Origin of the sequence: Actinomadura meyerae (genome assembly GCF_900188445.1) — a bacterium.
GTDB lineage: Bacteria > Actinomycetota > Actinomycetes > Streptosporangiales > Streptosporangiaceae > Spirillospora > Spirillospora meyerae.
In genome coordinates, this window is the sequence record NZ_FZOR01000025.1 from 31,265 (window position 1) to 47,167 (window position 15,903).

At 72.2% G+C, this 15,903-nt stretch carries 12 protein-coding genes; 6 read left to right on the top strand and 6 right to left on the bottom strand.

The features are described from left to right. Positions 1-116: 116 nt before the first annotated feature. The gene (locus CHF16_RS23920; protein ID WP_089328355.1) at positions 117-6,635 is read left to right on the top strand and encodes a type I polyketide synthase; all 6,519 of its coding nucleotides are present in this window, start codon (positions 117-119) and stop codon (positions 6,633-6,635) included. Between the two features lie 46 nt (positions 6,636-6,681). Further along, complete coding sequence (gene ccrA, locus CHF16_RS23925; protein WP_089328356.1) at positions 6,682-8,016, top strand: crotonyl-CoA carboxylase/reductase; 1,335 nt, start codon at positions 6,682-6,684, stop codon at positions 8,014-8,016. Positions 8,017-8,077: 61 nt separating this feature from the next. Here the strand turns inward: ccrA and CHF16_RS23930 are convergent, their stop codons facing one another. Further along, positions 8,078-8,647, bottom strand: coding sequence for a MarR family winged helix-turn-helix transcriptional regulator (locus CHF16_RS23930; protein WP_245869100.1), 570 nt, complete (start codon positions 8,645-8,647; stop codon positions 8,078-8,080). A 101-nt stretch (positions 8,648-8,748) separates the two neighbouring features. Here CHF16_RS23930 and CHF16_RS23935 point away from each other — a divergent pair, with 101 nt between their 5' ends. Then, a complete protein-coding gene (locus tag CHF16_RS23935; RefSeq protein ID WP_089328357.1) occupies positions 8,749-9,138 on the top strand; it encodes a VOC family protein in 390 nt (129 codons plus the stop codon). Beyond that, a complete protein-coding gene (locus CHF16_RS23940) occupies positions 9,135-10,355 on the top strand; it encodes an MFS transporter (protein WP_089328358.1) in 1,221 nt (406 codons plus the stop codon). The genes CHF16_RS23935 and CHF16_RS23940 overlap by 4 nt, the downstream gene beginning before the upstream one ends. 85 nt (positions 10,356-10,440) lie before the next feature. On the opposite strand, the gene CHF16_RS23945 is transcribed toward CHF16_RS23940, so the two are convergent. Together CHF16_RS23945 and CHF16_RS23950 are read right to left on the bottom strand one after the other, a co-directional pair. Beyond that, positions 10,441-11,298, bottom strand: a complete 858-nt coding sequence (locus tag CHF16_RS23945; RefSeq protein ID WP_143228099.1) for a hypothetical protein — start codon at positions 11,296-11,298, stop codon at positions 10,441-10,443. 293 nt (positions 11,299-11,591) lie between these two features. Continuing rightward, positions 11,592-11,945, bottom strand: a complete 354-nt coding sequence (locus tag CHF16_RS23950; RefSeq protein ID WP_089328360.1) for a hypothetical protein — start codon at positions 11,943-11,945, stop codon at positions 11,592-11,594. Positions 11,946-11,967: 22 nt separating this feature from the next. On the opposite strand from CHF16_RS23950, the gene CHF16_RS23955 reads away from it, so the two are divergent. Beyond that, the gene (locus tag CHF16_RS23955; RefSeq protein ID WP_342750116.1) at positions 11,968-12,543 is read left to right on the top strand and encodes a response regulator; all 576 of its coding nucleotides are present in this window, start codon (positions 11,968-11,970) and stop codon (positions 12,541-12,543) included. Between the two features lie 213 nt (positions 12,544-12,756). Here the strand turns inward: CHF16_RS23955 and CHF16_RS23960 are convergent, their stop codons facing one another. From CHF16_RS23960 to CHF16_RS23970, 3 genes are all read right to left on the bottom strand, one after another. Next, positions 12,757-13,404, bottom strand: a complete 648-nt coding sequence (locus tag CHF16_RS23960) for a class F sortase (RefSeq protein WP_089328362.1) — start codon at positions 13,402-13,404, stop codon at positions 12,757-12,759. A gap of 2 nt (positions 13,405-13,406) precedes the next feature. Next, positions 13,407-14,096, bottom strand: coding sequence for a hypothetical protein (locus tag CHF16_RS23965; protein WP_245869103.1), 690 nt, complete (start codon positions 14,094-14,096; stop codon positions 13,407-13,409). Positions 14,097-14,656: 560 nt separating this feature from the next. After that, positions 14,657-15,109 (bottom strand): Lrp/AsnC family transcriptional regulator, encoded by a 453-nt coding sequence (locus CHF16_RS23970; protein WP_089328364.1) that lies wholly within the window; start codon positions 15,107-15,109, stop codon positions 14,657-14,659. A gap of 107 nt (positions 15,110-15,216) precedes the next feature. Between CHF16_RS23970 and CHF16_RS23975 the strand changes: the two genes are divergently transcribed. After that, entirely contained in the window at positions 15,217-15,828 is a 612-nt protein-coding gene (locus tag CHF16_RS23975) for a LysE family translocator (protein ID WP_089328365.1), read from the top strand. The last annotated feature ends 75 nt before the right edge of the window (positions 15,829-15,903 follow it).

The window sequence follows — 15,903 nt, forward strand, 5'->3', positions numbered from 1 at the left end:
GACAAGACCTCGATGAGAAAAGTGGTCTGGGTGCGCATCGTGAGCCGGTCAGTGTGGGACAAAGTGGTCCCTCCGCTTCGATGAACGATCCCGGTTTCATGGGGGGAACCCACCGCATGCAGAGCAACGATCGTTCCGGAGCCGCGCGGGAGACCCCGCAGGACGAGACTCGGATCAGCGAGGATTCGATTCGCCGGCATCTGATCGAGCAGATCGCGCGCCGCTCCCGGACCACCGCCGCCGACATCGACCCCGACCGCCCGCTGGAGGAGTTCGGGCTGGCGTCGCGGGACGCGGTGGCGATCGCCGGCGACCTGGAGCAGATGCTCGGCCGGTCGCTGCCCGCGACCCTCGTCTGGGAGCACCCGACGATCAACAAGCTCTCCGTCGCGCTCGCGGGCGGCGCCGCCCCCGCCGAGGCCGCCGCGCCGCAGCCGGCGCCGGTCCGGACGGGCGCGAGCGACGAGCCGATCGCCGTCGTCGGCATCGGCTGCCGCTTCCCCGGCGGCGACCGCGACCTGACCGGCCCCGCCGACTACTGGCGGTTCCTGACCGGGCGGGGCGACGCGGTCCGGGAGGTGCCGGACGGCCGCTGGGACCCGTTCGACGACGGCTCCCCCGAGGTCGGCGACCTGCTTGAGAAGACCACCCGGCTCGGCGGGTTCCTCGACGACCTCGCCGGGTTCGACGCGCAGTTCTTCGGCATCACCCCGCGCGAGGCCGCCGTCATGGACCCGCAGCAGCGGCTCGTCCTGGAGGTGGCCTGGGAGGCGTTCGAGCACGCCGGCATCGGCCCGGCGTCGCTGCGCGGCAGCCGCACCGGCGTGTTCGTCGGGGTGTCGGCGCCGGAGTACGCGGCGTTCACCGCGTCCGACCTGGCGTCGCTGGAGCCGTTCACGGCGACCGGCGCCGCGCTCAGCATCATCGCGAACCGGCTGTCGTACCTGCTCGACCTGCGCGGCCCCAGCATGATCGTCGACACGGCGTGCTCGTCGTCGCTGGTCTCCACGCACCTGGCCGTCCAGGCGCTGCGCAGCGGCGAGGCGGACGTGGCGCTCGCGGGCGGGGTGAACCTGCTGCTGTCGCCGACCGTCACGATGACGTTCGACCTCGCCGGCGGGACGGCGGCGGACGGGCACTGCAAGGCGTTCGACGCGTCCGCCGACGGCATGGTCCGCGCGGAGGGCTGCGGCGCCGTGGTGCTGAAGCGCCTGTCGGACGCGCAGCGCGACGGAGACCGAATCCTCGCCGTCGTGCGGGGCTCCGGCGTGAACTCCGACGGCCGCTCGAACGGGCTCGTCGCGCCGAACTCCGACGCGCAGCGCGCCCTGCTGCGCGACGTGTACGCGAGCGCGGGCATCGACACGCGCGAGGTCGACTACGTCGAGGCGCACGGGACGGGCACGTTCCTCGGCGACCCGATCGAGGCCAAGGCGGTCGGCGAGGTCCTCGGCGCGGGACGCGATGGCGACGCGCCGCTGCTGCTCGGGTCCGCGAAGTCGAACCTCGGCCACATGGAGTCCGCGGCGGGCATAGCCGGGCTCATCAAGGCCGTCCTCTCGCTGCACCACCGGGTCATCCCGCCCAGCGCGCACTACAAGGAGCCCAACCCGCACATCCCGTTCGACGAGCTGCACCTGTCGGTCGTCGCGGAGGAGACCCCGTGGCCCGACAGGGGCCACCCGGCGCGGGCGGGCGTCTCCGGGTTCGGCTTCGGCGGGACGAACGCGCACGTCGTCCTGGAGGAGGCTCCCCCGCAGGAGGCGGCCGTCCAGCCGGCCGTCGTCCGGACGTTCCCGCTGTCCGACACGAGCGACGACCGCGTCCGCGACCACGCCGCCCTGCTCGCCGGGTGGCTCGCGGACCGCGACGACGTGGAGCTCGCCGACGTCGCCCGCACCCTGCACCGGCGCGCCGGCCGCGGGCGGGCCCGCGCCGCCGTCTCCGCCCGCGACCGCGCCGGGTTCGTGGAAGGGCTGACGGCCCTCGCCGAAGGGCGTCCCCACCCGGGTGTCGTGACGGGCTCCGCGATCGGCGCGCCCGGCCGCCCGGTGTGGGTCTTCTCCGGCTACGGCGCGCAGCGCGCGGGCATGGCGCAGCGCCTCCTGGAGGAGGAGCCCGCGTTCGCCGAGGCGATCGACGACCTCGACGGCCTGTTCGCCGAGGAGGGCTTCCCCGACCTGTGGTCGCTGCTCGAAGAGGGCCGCAAGCCGGACGGGCCGGCCGACGCCATGCCGGTGCTGTTCGCGATCCAGCTCGGCCTGGCCCGGATGTGGCGGTCCTACGGCGTCACGCCGGGCGCGGTCGTCGGCCACTCGATGGGCGAGGTCGCGGCGGCCGTCGTCGCGGGGGCGCTCACGGTCGAGGACGGCGTCCGCGTCATCTGCCGCCGGTCCCGGCTGCTGACCCGGCTCGTCGGCGGCGGCGCGATGGCGGTGCTCGGCGCGTCCGCCGCGGAGGTCGCGCGGCTCGCGGACGGCCTGCCCGAGGTGTACGCGGCCGTCCACTCGTCCCCGAAGCAGACCGTCGTGACCGGCGACGCCGGCCAGGTCGCCGAGGTCGTGAAGCGCGCCGAGGCCGAGGGGCGGCTCGCCCGGATGGTGCAGGCCGAGGGCGCCGGGCACTCCCCGCAGGTCGACCCGCTGCTGCCCGAGCTGCGCGAACTCCTCGCCGAGGTCGGCGCGGAGCGCGGCACCCCCCTCGCGGACGGCATCAAGCTCTACACCACCGCTCTCGACGACCCCCGCGCCCACCTCGACTCCGACGCCGCGCTCGGTGCCGACCACTGGGCCGCGAACCTGCGGAACGCGGTGCGCCTCACCGACGCCGTGTCCGCCGCCGCCGAGGACGGCTTCCGGACGTTCGTCGAGATCAACGCGCACCCCATCCTCGCCCACGCGGTCGGCGAGACCCTCGAAGGGACGGGCGCGCTCGTCACCCACACGCTCAAGCGGGCCCGCAAGGGCGAGGAGACCGACGACACGCTGACGTTCCACGCGCAGCTCGCGACCCTCGCCGCCCACGGCCTGAAGGTCGCCGTCCCGCCGGACGGGCGGATCGTCGACGTGCCGCAGTCGCCGTGGCGGCACGAGCGGCACTGGGTCGACCTGTCGGCCCGCGCGTCGGGCCGGAGCGACGAGCACCCGCTGCTCGGCGCGCACGTCGAGCTGCCCGGCGAGGACCGGCACGCCTGGCGCGCCGACGTCGGCACGGCCGCGCAGCCGTGGCTGGACGGCCTAGCCGTCCACGGCCTGCGCGCGCTGCCGGTCGCCGCGTTCGCGGAGATGGCGCTGGCCGCCGGCGCGACCGCGCTCGGCACCGAGGACGTCCGCGTCAACAGCCTGTGGATGGAGCGGCCGCTCGCGCTCGCCGACCACACCACCGTCACCACGACGTTCACCGAGGCGGAGCAGCGGGTGGAGATCCACGCGCTGACGCCCGCGGGCACCTGGGCGCGGCTGGCCAGCGCGGACGTCGGCGAGGACCACCTCGCCCCCGCGGTGCCCGAACCGGGCCCGGCGACCGAGGTCGCGGGCGCCGAGCGCGGCAGCCGCCACTACCGGCTGCACCCCGAGGTCTTCGACCGCTGCCTGTCGGTCCTGTCGGACGAGGCGGCCCTCTCGGACGGAGCGGCGGGCGGCGACGGCGGCGTCTGGCTGGCCGAGACGATCGGCAGCCTCCGCGTCCACGGCCCGACCCACCGCGGCGGCCACGTGCGGGCGAGCGTCGTCCGCGACGAGGAGGGCGTGACCGGCTCGGTCGTCCTCCTGTCGGCGGACGGCGAGCTGCTCGCCGAGGCGACCGGCATCGTCCTGCGCCGCGTCGAGCGCCCCGACGTCCCGGTGCCGCTGGAGGACAAGCTGGTCGAGCTGGTCTGGGACGAGTCGCCCCTGCCCGGCGGCGCCGGGGCGGCCGGTGAGGCCGGGGCGGCCGGCGGCGGCACGTGGCTGGTGCTGTCCGACCGGGACGACGCGCTCGCCGCCGCGACGGCCGCCGGGCTGGAGGAGCGCGGCAAGCGGGTCGTCCGCCACCAGGTCACGGCGGGCCCGCCGGACGACCACCCCGCCATGGAGGAACCGGTCGAGGGCGTCGTGCTCGTCCCGTCCGCCGACCTGGTCGACGAGGAGCTGGTCCTCACCACCGTCGGGGTGAGCCGCTCCCTGCCGGACGGCCCGCGCCTCTACGTCGCGACCCGCAACGCCCTCCCGGTGCACGGCGCGGAGGGGCTGCCCGGTCACGGGTTCATCAGCGCTATCACCCGCGTGCTGGCGTTCGAGCGGACCGTCCAGCGCGCCACCCACGTGGACGTCGACCGCCCCCAGGACCTCGTCGCCGAGCTGCTCGCCGCCGCCGGCGAGCGCGAGGTCGCCTGGCGCGGCGGCACCCGGTACGCGGCGCGCCTCGCGCAGGCCGCGCTGCCGGCCGCGCCCGCGAAGCCCAAGCGGATCGTCCGGCGCGGCGCCTCCTACATCATCACCGGCGGGTACGGCGGGATCGGCCTGGTCACCGCGCGGCTGCTGGCCGAGCGCGGCGCCGGGCGCATCGTGCTGTCCGGGCGGGGCGGCCCCGGCGCCGACGCCGAGAAGGTGATCGCCCGGCTGCGCGAGGACGGCGTGGACGTCGGCGTCGTGCTCGGCGACATCGCGGCCCCCGGCACCGCCGAGCGCCTGGTCGCGGTCGCCCGGGAGGGCGGCAAGCGGCTGTGCGGCATCGTGCACGGCGCGGGCGCCATCGACGACCGGCTGATCGCCGACCTCGGCCCGGACGATCTCCACAGGGTGTGGACGGCGAAGGTCGAGGGCGCGCGCCGGCTCGCCGAGGCCGTCCGGGACCTCGACCTCGACTGGCTGGTCATGCACTCCTCGGCCGCCGCGCTGCTCGGCTCGCCCGGACAGGCCGCCTACGCCGCCGCGAACGCCGCGATCGACGCGCTGATGGCGCACCGGCGCGCCCGCGGGCTGCCCGGCACCACGATCAACTGGGGCACCTGGTCGCAGGTCGGCGGCGCCGCCGACGCCTCGGTCACCGTCATCGACCCGATCAGCCCGGCGGAGGGCGCGGAGGCGCTGGAGGCGCTGCTCGTCCACGACGTCCCGGCGGCGGGCGTGCTGCGCTTCGACCCGGCGACCGCGGTCGGGCTGTTCCCCGAGATCCGCACCATGCCGTACTTCGCGGCGCTGACCGAGGCGGCGGGCGGGACCGGGACCGGCGACGCCGGCGACTGGCCCGGCGTCGAGGCGCTCAAGGACCTCGACCCCGCCGAAGCCCGCGCGCTGATCGCCGCGCAGGTCCGGTACCGGATCGCCTCGGTGCTCGGGTTCGACCCCGAGCGCCTCGACCCGGCCGTCCCGCTCACCGACCTCGGCCTGGACTCGCTCGTCGCCGTCCGGATCAAGAGCGGCGTCGAGCACGACCTCGGGCTGACCGTCCCGGCGTCGGTGCTGCTGCAGGGCGCCAGCGTCAACGTGTTCGAGGAGTGGGCGGCGGGCGAGCTCGGCCTCGGCGGCGCCCCGGCCCCCACCGCCGTGTCGAACGCCGAGTCCGGCTACGTCATGCCGCGCGACGCCGCCGAGCGGCTCGCGGTCCGCATCATCGAGGACGTCCTCGGCGTCGACCGCGTCGGCGTCACCGCCGACTTCTTCGCCGACCTCGGCGGCCGCGAGCACCAGGCCGACGAGGTCGTCGCCCGCGTCGGCGCCGAACTCGGCGCGGAGGTCACCCGCGGCGAGCTGTTCGAGGTCCCGACCGCGGAGAACGTCGCCGAGTTCATCCGGGCCGCCGACGAGGAGGCCGCGCGGCAGACCGTCCGGCCGCTCAAGACCTCCGGCACCCGCCGGCCGATCTTCATCGCGCATCCCGCCGGCGGCACCACCGCCTGCTACCGCCAGCTCATCGACCTGCTCGGCGACGACCAGCCGGTGTACGGGCTGGAGCGGTTCGAGGACGCGCCGTCCGTCGAGGAGCGCGCCGCCCGCTACGTCCAGCACCTCCAGGAGGCGCAGCCCGAGGGCGCGTTCCGCCTCGGTGGCTGGTCGTTCGGCGGCGTCCTCGCCTACGAGACCGCGCGGCAGCTCACCGCCGCCGGGCGCGAGGTCGAGTTCGTGGCGCTGTTCGACGCGGGCCTGCCGCTGCCGGTGGACGACGAGTCCGACACCCTCGCCCGCCGCTTCTCCGCCTTCGCCGACTACATCAACGAGACGTACGGCCTCGGGGTCACCCTCACCTACGAGGAGCTGTCCGGCCTGGACGAGGAGGCGCAGTTCGCGCTCGTGATGGAGCGCGCGGCCCCGCTCGTCGACCACATCCCCCCGGCGGCCCTCACCCACCAGCTCACGTCCCACCAGGACACCCGTTCCCTGGAGGCGTACAAGCCCGAGCCGTACGACGGTCGGGTCATCCTGTACTACGCGCCCGAGGAGACCCCCTGGGCCGTCCGGGATGCCCGCTACGTGCTCGACGGGACCAACGGTTTCGGCGGGCTCTGCTCAGACCTGGAGATCGTCACGATCCCCGGGGTGCACCACCTCAACCTGCTGGACCCGCCCGGTGTCGAGGTTCTCGCCGCGCACCTGGAGGGCAGGCTGGCCGGACGGCGGGAGCGCGACGCCGTCCTCACGTCCACCACGGCCCGCTGAGGGCCGGCACACCCCCCGAACCCCGTCGTCCCCCACGGAGGACCCCATGGCCCAGTCCGGCTCGTCCCATGCCCTGCTCGACGCCGTCCGCTCCGGTGCGAGCGGTCCGGAGCTGCAGGAGATCGACCTGCCGACCCGGTTCCGCGCCGCGTTCACCCGCAAGGACGAAGTGGGGATCTTCGAGGGCCAGACCGACAAGGACGTGCGCCGCTCGATGCACGTCGGCGAGGTCGAGATGCCCGAGCTGGCGCCCGACGAGTGCGTGGTCGCGGTGATGGCCGCCGCGATCAACTTCAACACCGTCTGGTCGGCGATCTTCGAGCCGGTGCCGACGTTCGCGTTCCTGGAGAAGTTCGGCCGGCAGGGCTGGTACGGCGCCCGGCACGACCTGCCGTACCACATCCTCGGCTCGGACGGCTCCGGCGTCGTCGTCCGCACCGGCGCGGGCGTGAAGCACTGGAACGTCGGCGACAAGGTCGTGCTGTCCCCGTCCTACGTGGACGAGGAGGACCACGGCTCCTACGACGACGGCATGATGTCGGAGACCCAGCTCGCCTGGGGTTTCGAGACGAACTTCGGGTCGCTCGGCGAGTACTGCATCGTCAAGGCGAACCAGCTCATCCGCAAGCCCGCGCACCTCACCTGGGAGGAGGCCGGCTCCAATACGCTGTGCGCCGCCACCGCCTACCGGATGCTGGTCGGGACGCACGGCGCCCGGATGAAGCAGGGCGACGTCGTCCTGATCTGGGGTGCGACGGGCGGGCTCGGCTCGTTCGCGACGCAGCTCGTCAAGAACGGCGGCGGCATCCCGGTCGGCGTCGTGTCGTCGGAGGAGAAGGCCGAGATCGTCCGGGCGCAGGGCTGCGAGCACGTCATCAACCGCAACGAGCTGAACCTCGGCGAGCAGGGGCTGCGGCACCCGAAGGCGGGCCGCGTCCTCGGCGAGGCGATCCGGAGCCTCGTCGGCGAGGACCCGGGCATCGTGTTCGAGTACCTCGGCCGCGAGACGTTCGGCGCGTCCGTCTACGTCGCCAAGCGCGGCGGCAAGATCGTGACGTGCGGCTCGTCCACCGGCTACAAGCACGAGTACGACAACCGGTTCCTGTGGATGCGGCTGAAGAGCATCATCGGCTCGCACGGCTTCAACTACCACGAGGCCGCCGAGGTGAACCGGCTGTTCGGCCTCGGCATGATCCACCCGACGCTGTCGAAGTCGTTCCCGCTGGAGGAGGCCGGGGAGGCGACCCGCGCCGTGCAGACCAACCAGCACATCGGCAAGGTCGCCGTCCTGTGCGGCGCCGAGAAGGAGGGCCTGGGCGTGGACGACCCGGTCCTCCGCGAGAAGATCGGCGAGGAGAAGCTGAACCTCTACCGCCGCTGACACCCGCTCGCGAGGGACGGGCCCGGTTCGCGCCGGGCCCGTCCCCTTTTCATGTGCCTGGTCATGCCTCCTCAGCCGCCGCTCCGTCCTCGGCCGCTCCGTCCTCGGCCGCTCCGTCCTCGGCCGCTCCGTCGTCGGCGGCGTCGCCGAGGCCGAGCAGCAGCGTGCGCAGCAGCCCGGCGAGGGCCGCCTGCTCGCGGGGGGCGAGCACGGCGAGGATGCGCCGCTCGTTCTCCAGGTGGGCGGTGACGGCGCGGTCGATCAGGTCACGGCCCTCGGGGGTGAGCGCGACGATGACCGTGCGCCGGTTGGCGGGGTCGACGTCGCGGGTGACGTAGCCCTTGGCGACGAGCCGGTCGAGCCGGTTGGTGACGGCTCCGGAGGTCACCATCGAGTGGCGCGCCAGCGCGCCCGCCGTCATGCCGCCGGGCGCGCCCGCGCGCCGCAGCGTGGCGAGGACGTCGAACTCGCCCCGCTCCAGCCCGAACTCGGCGAACAGCGCCTTGAGCTCCCGCTCGGCCATCCGCGTCACCCGGGACAGCCGGCCCAGCACGCCCATGGGGGAGGCGTCCAGGTCCGGGCGCGCGCGGGCCCACTGCTCCAGGACGAGGTCGAGGGCGTCACGCGTCACCTGAACTCCTCAACGTTGAAGTGTTTGACGTCAAGGTATCACCGCGCCTACAGTCTTCAGCGTTGAAGATTTCAACGTTAAAAGGTTTTTGGAGGGGACCTGTGGTACGCGTCAAAGCGATCGACCACCTGGTGCTCAACGTGCGGGACGCCGAACGGGCGCTCGAGTTCTACACCGGGCCGCTCGGGCTGCGACCCGAGCGTGTCGACGAGTGGCGGGCCGGGAAGGCGGGCTTCCCGACCGTCCGGGTCGGCGAGTCCACGATCATCGACCTGCTGGAGGGCCCGCGCGACGGGACGAACGTCCACCACTTCTGCCTCGCCATCGAACCCCTGGACTGGGAGCGGCTGATCGGGTCCGGCGAGTTCACCGTCATCAAGGGCCCGGTCGACCGGTTCGGCGCCCGCGGCACGGCGAAGTCGGTCTACGTCGAGGACCCGGACGGCAACGTCATCGAGCTGCGCTGGTACCCCGAGGACGCGGAGGGATGAGCACCATGACCGAGCAGAGCCCCGCGCGCGCGTGGCTGGGCGTCGCCGCCATCACGGCGAGCCTCTTCGTCTTCCTCACCACCGAGCTGATGCCCGTCGGCCTCCTCACCCCGCTGAGCGAGAGCCTGGACATCTCCGTCGGCGTCGCCGGGCTGATGGTGACCCTCTACGGAGTCTCGGCCGGCCTCGCGGTGACGTTCATCGTGGCGTGGACGCGGCGCGTCAACCGGCGCGTCCTGCTGTCCGCCCTGCTGGTGGTGCTCGCCCTGGGCAACCTGATCACGGCCGTCGCGCCGAACTACCCGGCGGTGCTGGCGACGCGGCTCATCATGGGCTTCGCGAGCGGCGTCTTCTGGGCGATCGGCGTGAGCATGGCGATGCGCCTCGTCCCGGAACGGCACGCGAGCCGTGCCGCCGCGACCGTGATGTCCGGCATCTCGATCGCCACCGTCGTGGGCGTCCCGCTGGGGACGATCCTGGAGGACCTCACCAGCTGGCGGACCACGTTCCTCATCTGGTCGGGCCTCAGCGTCCTGGTGCTCCTGGCCGTGGCCATCATCCTGCCGTCGCTGCCCTCGTCGAACGCGGTGTCGGTCTGCGAGGTCTACGGCCTGCCGCGCCACAACGCGCGGCTGCGGCTCGTCCTCACCGCCGTGGTGCTGTTCGTCCTCGGCCACTTCGGCGCCTACACCTTCGTCCGACCGTTCTTGGAGGACCGCGCGTCCGCCTCGGCCGTCTTCATCACCGTCGTCCTGATGCTCTTCGGCCTCGGCGGCGCGATCGGCAACTTCATCGCCGGCTACACGGTGAACAAGAGCCTGCGAGGCAGCTTCATCGTCGGCTCGGTCGGCCTCGTGACGTCGCTCCTCCTCCTGCTGGCGATCGGCGGAGGCAGGACGGGCGCGATCGTCGCCCTGATCCTCTGGGGCGTCTCGTTCGGCGTCGTGCAGCTCTCCCAGGTCAACATGACCCTGTCCGCCGCACCGGAGACCTTCGAGGCCGCGATGTCGCTCAACACGATGGCCTACAACACGTCCATCGCGCTCGGCGCCCTCTTCGGCGGCCTCTTCGCCGACCACCTGGGCGTCACGAACATCGCCTGGTTCGGCGTGGCCCTGACGGGCGCCGCCCTCCTTCTGGTGGCAACCACCGGCACCCGGACCTCCGACCCGACCCCGGCACCCGACCACCAGACTCCCGAACTGATCAAGGAGTGAAGGAGCAGTACCCCCTGACCGCCGGGCCGGCCCCGGCGGTCAGTGCTTTCCGCCGTCAGGGGCCCGGACGCCTCAGCCGCCGGAGTCAGCTCGCCGTCCGGTAGACGAACCCCTCTAGCGAGGTCACCGTCTCGGCGCGGTTGTGGCGGTGCCGTAGGCAGTACCGCGTGGGGTACCAGCCCGAGCGCTCGTACGCCCGCGGCAGCTTGATCGGAACGCAGCGGTCGGCGATGGTGCCGTTGCGCAGTCCGTTGTACTGCGTGAGGTTCACCATCGGCTCGTAGAAGGTGACCTTGCCGTTCCAGATGCCGTAGATGAACGAGGACGTGAACTTCGCCCCATGGAATTCGGGGGCGGTCGTGTCGACGAGGTGGTTGCCCATCCCGGGCTCGACGGCGTCGGTGTCCTCGTAGTCGGGGTGCCGGTACTTCGCGGCCGGGAGGATCTTCCCCTTCGGGTAGTCGTCGCAGTTGGTGAGCTGCGGGCACGGTCCGGGGCGGATCGCGAGCCGCTCCGCTTCGGGGTTCATGTAGAAATGGACGTCGAAATGCGGAACGTCCCATATCTGGGGAGGCATGTGCCCCATCGGGTTCCAGTTGGCCAGGACGTAGGTGAACGGCGAGTCGACCCTCTTCTTGAATTTCGGGCTCAAGTGGAGGGATCTCTCATGCCCGCCCGTGCATTCACGGTGCTGGTCGACGGTGCCGTCGCCGTTCTTGTCGTAGCACCAGATCCCGCCGGTGGGCGGTTCGTACGGGAGGCCGTCGTAGGTGCCGTCCTTGGCGAGCAGCCCGATGACCAGCGGGGTCTTCCCTCTCGTCTGCGAGAACGCGGTGAGCCTCCCGTTCCCGAGGGGCGCGCTCTGCCCGTACTCAGCACACGGCCCGGGATAGGAGAGGGAACGGGCGAGCAGCTTGCCGACGGCCTGCTTCGCCACTTGCACGGTCTTCTCGTTATGCGGGGAGCTCTTCGGCACCGCGCAAACCGTGACAGTCGAGTCGGCGGCCCCCATGGCGGGTTCCGCGCCGAATACAACCGGCGATCCCGCGAGCAATAGAAACCCGGTCGCGCTCCGCACGACCATCTGCCGACTCCAGAAAGACATACCCGCCCCCGGTGATCGCCATGGGAAATCGTCAGCCGAAGTTAAGAATGAGAAGGGCTGATCATCGCTGTCAAGGGCGCCGACGGAGACAAGTCCCTGCCGACGAAAGACCTTTACCCGAGTCGGGGGGGTCAGCCCAGGGACGAGACGAAGGCGAGGGTGACCACCGCCAGGGCGCTGAGGCTGAACCGGGTCGCCGACCGGCGGGTGGGGCGGGGGCCGTTGGAGAGGATCGCGAGTCCGAGGGGGACGAGTGCGATGCACAGGCCTGCCGTGCCGACGATCGACAGGGGTGTGGTGCCCTTCAGGACCCCGAGCGGAAGCAGCGCCATGAGCGCCAGCGCCAGGGAGCGCACTGGGCCCAGGACGCCGGAGCGCCAGGTTCCGATCGCCAGCACGATCCAGCCGAGCATGATCGCGAATGAGGCGTACTGGAAGATGTGGAAGGACTGGTAGGAGCTGCGCGGCAGCTTCCGCGCGCTCATCGAGACCACCCCCGACCTCACGGTGGTCGGGGAGGCCGCCACCGGGGCCGAGGCCGTCGAACTCGTCCGTGCCCGGCGGCCCGACGTCGTCCTGATGGACGTGCGGATGCCCCACATGGACGGCATCGAGGCCACCCGCCGGATCCACCAGGACACCGGCACCGCAGGCGTCCGCGTGCTCATGCTGACCATGTTCAACCTGGACGCGCACGTCTTCTCGGCCCTGCGCGCCGGAGCCGCCGGCTTCCTCCTCAAGGACACCCCGCCGGCCGACCTCCTCAACGCCGTCCGCGTCGTCGCCGCGGGCGAGGCGCTCCTGGCGCCCACCGTGACCCGCCGCCTGATCGCCGAGTTCGCCCGCCTGCCCCAGCCCGAACGCCCGCTCCCGCGCGCCCTCGACGGCGTCACCGACCGGGAGCGCGACGTCCTCACCCTGGTCGCCCGCGGCCTGTCCAACACCGAGATCGCCGGGCACCTGCACCTGAGCCTGGCCACGGTGAAGACCTACATCGGCCGCCTGCTCACCAAACTGGGCGCCCGCGACCGCGCCCAACTAGTGATCATCGCCTACGAGTCCGGCCTCATCACCACCCGCTGACCACCCGGCGTTCCCCAGCTCGAACGCCAGGCGAGCCTCCTCGCTCCCTGCCCGGACCTCGTCATTGTCGCGTCCCGCTCCAGGCACCCACCGCTCGTGCGGGCTGTGCTTCTCCGTCACCATCGAAGGCTATGGGCATCGAAGGCTGTCGGGGGGCGGAGACGGGAACGCCCGCCGGTGCGTCCACCGGCGGGCGTTCCTCGGTACTGCGGGTCAGGAACCGATCAGCTTGGCGTAGACGATCAGGTTGTCCTTGTAGTGGCCGATCTTCTTGTCGAAGGCGCCGCCGCAGGTGACCAGCCGGAGCGACGCGTGGTCGAGCGTCTCACCGAACACCTTCTCGTGCGGGAAGGCGTCCTTGTCGACGCGCTGGGCCCGCTCCACGGCGAACGTCGCGGTGGACCCGTCCTCGCGGGACACCGAGATCTTGTCGCCGGGCTTCAGGTCCTTCAGCCGGGCGAACACCGCGGCCTTGCCGTTGGCGTCGACGTGGCCGAGGATCACCGCCGGGCCGACCTCGCCCGGGGTGACGCCCTCCTCGTACCAGCCGGTGAGGTTCGGCTTGCTCAGCGGCGGCTCCTCGACGCGCCCGTCGGGCCGCAGCCCGATCGAGCCCACCGGGGCCGACACGCCGATCTTCGGGATGGCGATCTTCGTCGGCTGCGACTGGGACAGCGGACGGGCGTTCGACGCGGGCGTGGTCGCGCCCGTCGTCTGCGTCGCCGCGGGCTCCGGAGTCCCGGGCGAGGCGCTGCCGCCGTCGTCGCCGCCGCAGCCGCTGAACAGCAGTCCGATGAGCAGCGCGCCGGTCGCCGCGCCGACGGCGCGGCGACCGGTGGCCGAAGCAGGGAGTTCCGGCAACGTTACGACCGCTCCCCGGCCGTCCGGCGGCGCAGCGCGACGGCGCCGAGGCCGAGGGCCATCAGCGCGCCGAACCCGGCGGCCAGCAGGCCGGCCGGCGCGCCCTCGTTCTGCGCGTAGGTGCTGCCGTCACCGGTGTCGATGCGGCCGGTCGGGATCTTCGGCGTCTTCGGCTTCATCTGGCCGGGCTTGCCGGGCTTACCGGGCTTGTTCTCGCCCTTCTCCGGCTGGGTGCTGTACTTGACCGAGCCGAAGTCCTTGCAGACCACCGTGGCGACCGTCGGGTTCGGGAGGTTCTTGCGGAACGTCCCGGTGGCGGTCCAGGTGTCCTCGCCGGCCTTCTTCACCGGCAGCGGGTTCTGGGTGTAGCCGTTGCCGGTGATGGTCACCGCGGTCGGGCAGGTCACCGTGAACGTCGTCTTGTAGCCCGGCGCGACGCGCAGGCTGGACAGCTTCACCTTGTCGTAGCCGAACTTGAAGGTCGGCTTCGGGTCCTCGCCGCCGGGGTTCTCGTTGCCGTCACCGGGCTCGTCACCGCCGGGCGTGGCCGAGACCCAGCGCAGCTTCCCGTCCTTGGCGGGCTTGCACACCATGGCCGTGCCCTTGTCCGTCTTGCCGGTGGCGCCAGCCTCGTCGCAGAAGGCGCCCGGGGTGACGGTGTCGTCCGGGGTGGCGAAGGCGGGGGCGGCCATTCCGAGCATCATGGATCCCGCAGCGATTCCCACCGCGGCCAGCCGACTCGCGCGCATTGGTTCTCTCCTCTGTTGGGGCTTCTCCGTGTCCCGGGCGGGCGAGATTCGCACCGTGCAATGGCGGGGGATATGCCGCGGGCCGGCGGCTGGCAATGCAGGGCACTCGCGAGAAGGTGCCAGGGAGACGAAGGAGAATGTTGAGCCCGTAGCTTAGCGATGATCGGCCCCACCACCAGGGGGTTTGGACGGTCCATCGGCTGGATGGCCGGAGACGGACATTCGCTGCGGCCGGTAAACCGCCTCTCGCGCTTACGCGACTTCTCGCCGGTTCATGCCCGTTGATCAGTGAATATGACGCAGAGTGAGACCGCAATCGCGGTTGCCTCGACGTGATCATGATCACATGAATGGGCGACGAGGATACGGTGAGTGAAGTTCGCCTCAGCGTGGACAAGCGGCGTGTGACGCGTTTTCGGCGAGCGCCGGATGAGCGTTGGAAAACGACTCCGTGATATTTCGTGATCGGGGGCGGCGGCATTTGGCCCGCCGATGGCGAGCGCTCAGGTGGGCAGCGGGCGTTCGTCCACGACGTGCTTCATCACGAGCGTGGAGTTCAGCCGCTGCACGCCCGGCAGCGCCGACAGCACGTCGTCTTCCAGTTCCTGGTAGGCGGTCAGGTCGGCGGTGACGATGCGCAGCAGGTAGTCGGGATCGCCGAAGAGCCGCTGCGCCTGGACGACCTCGGGCACCCGCGCGACGGCGTCCTCGAAGCCGAGCAGCGTGTCCCTGTCCTCCTGCCGCATGGTGACGAACACGAGCGCCTGGAACGTCAGGCCGAGAGCGGCGGCGTCCACGACCGCGCGGTAGCCGCGGATGGTCCCGTTGCGTTCCAGTTCCCGCAGCCGCCGGTGGCAGGGCGAGACGCTCAGCCCGACCCGCGCGGCCAGATCCGTGACCGTCAGCCGCCCGTCCTCCTGGAGCACGGCAAGGATTTTGCGGTCGATCGCGTCCATGGAGAAGATCCTTCCACTGACAGCGGCGTGCTCGGGGAAAGTTGAGAACACCTTCCGGACAATCCTGATTAGTCTTCCCGCAATGACCCCCATCAGGGAGGGGAGCCATGGCGGCCGGCTCGGTACTCGCCTTCTGGACGATCGCCCTGCTGCTCATCGCGGTCCCCGGCCCGGACTGGGCGTTCACCATCGGCGCCGGGCTGCACGGCCGCTCCGTCGTGCCGGCGGTGGGCGGCCTGGTCGCGGGCTACGCCGCCATGACCCTCGCCGTCGCGGCGGGCGTCGGCGCACTCGTCGCCGGCTCCCCAGCCGTGCTGACCGTCCTCACCCTGGTCGGCGGCGCCTACCTCGTCTGGCACGGCGGGACAACGTTCGCCCGCCCCGCCACGGCGGGCGACGGCCCCGATGCGGGTACCGGGCGGCGTGCCTTCCTGCGCGGCATGGGCGTCAGCGGGCTCAACCCCAAGGGCCTGCTCCTCTTCGTGGCCCTCCTGCCCCAGTTCACCGACCCCGGCGACAGCTGGCCCATCGCCGCGCAGATCGGCGTCCTCGGCCTCACCTTCATGGCCACCTGCTGGGTCTGGTACCTCTGCCTGGGCACTCTCACCCGGACCGTTCTGAAGGGGACGCCCGGCAGGACCCGCCTGGTCGGCCGCCTGTCGGGGGCGTCCATGGTCGGGTTGGGGGCGTACCTCGTCCTAGACCACTTCCTGGCCTGACCCCGGCTCGACGCATGTGCGGTGCGGGCGGCGATCAGCGATTTCACACGCCCGTCGGCTGGGGGGACCGGTGCT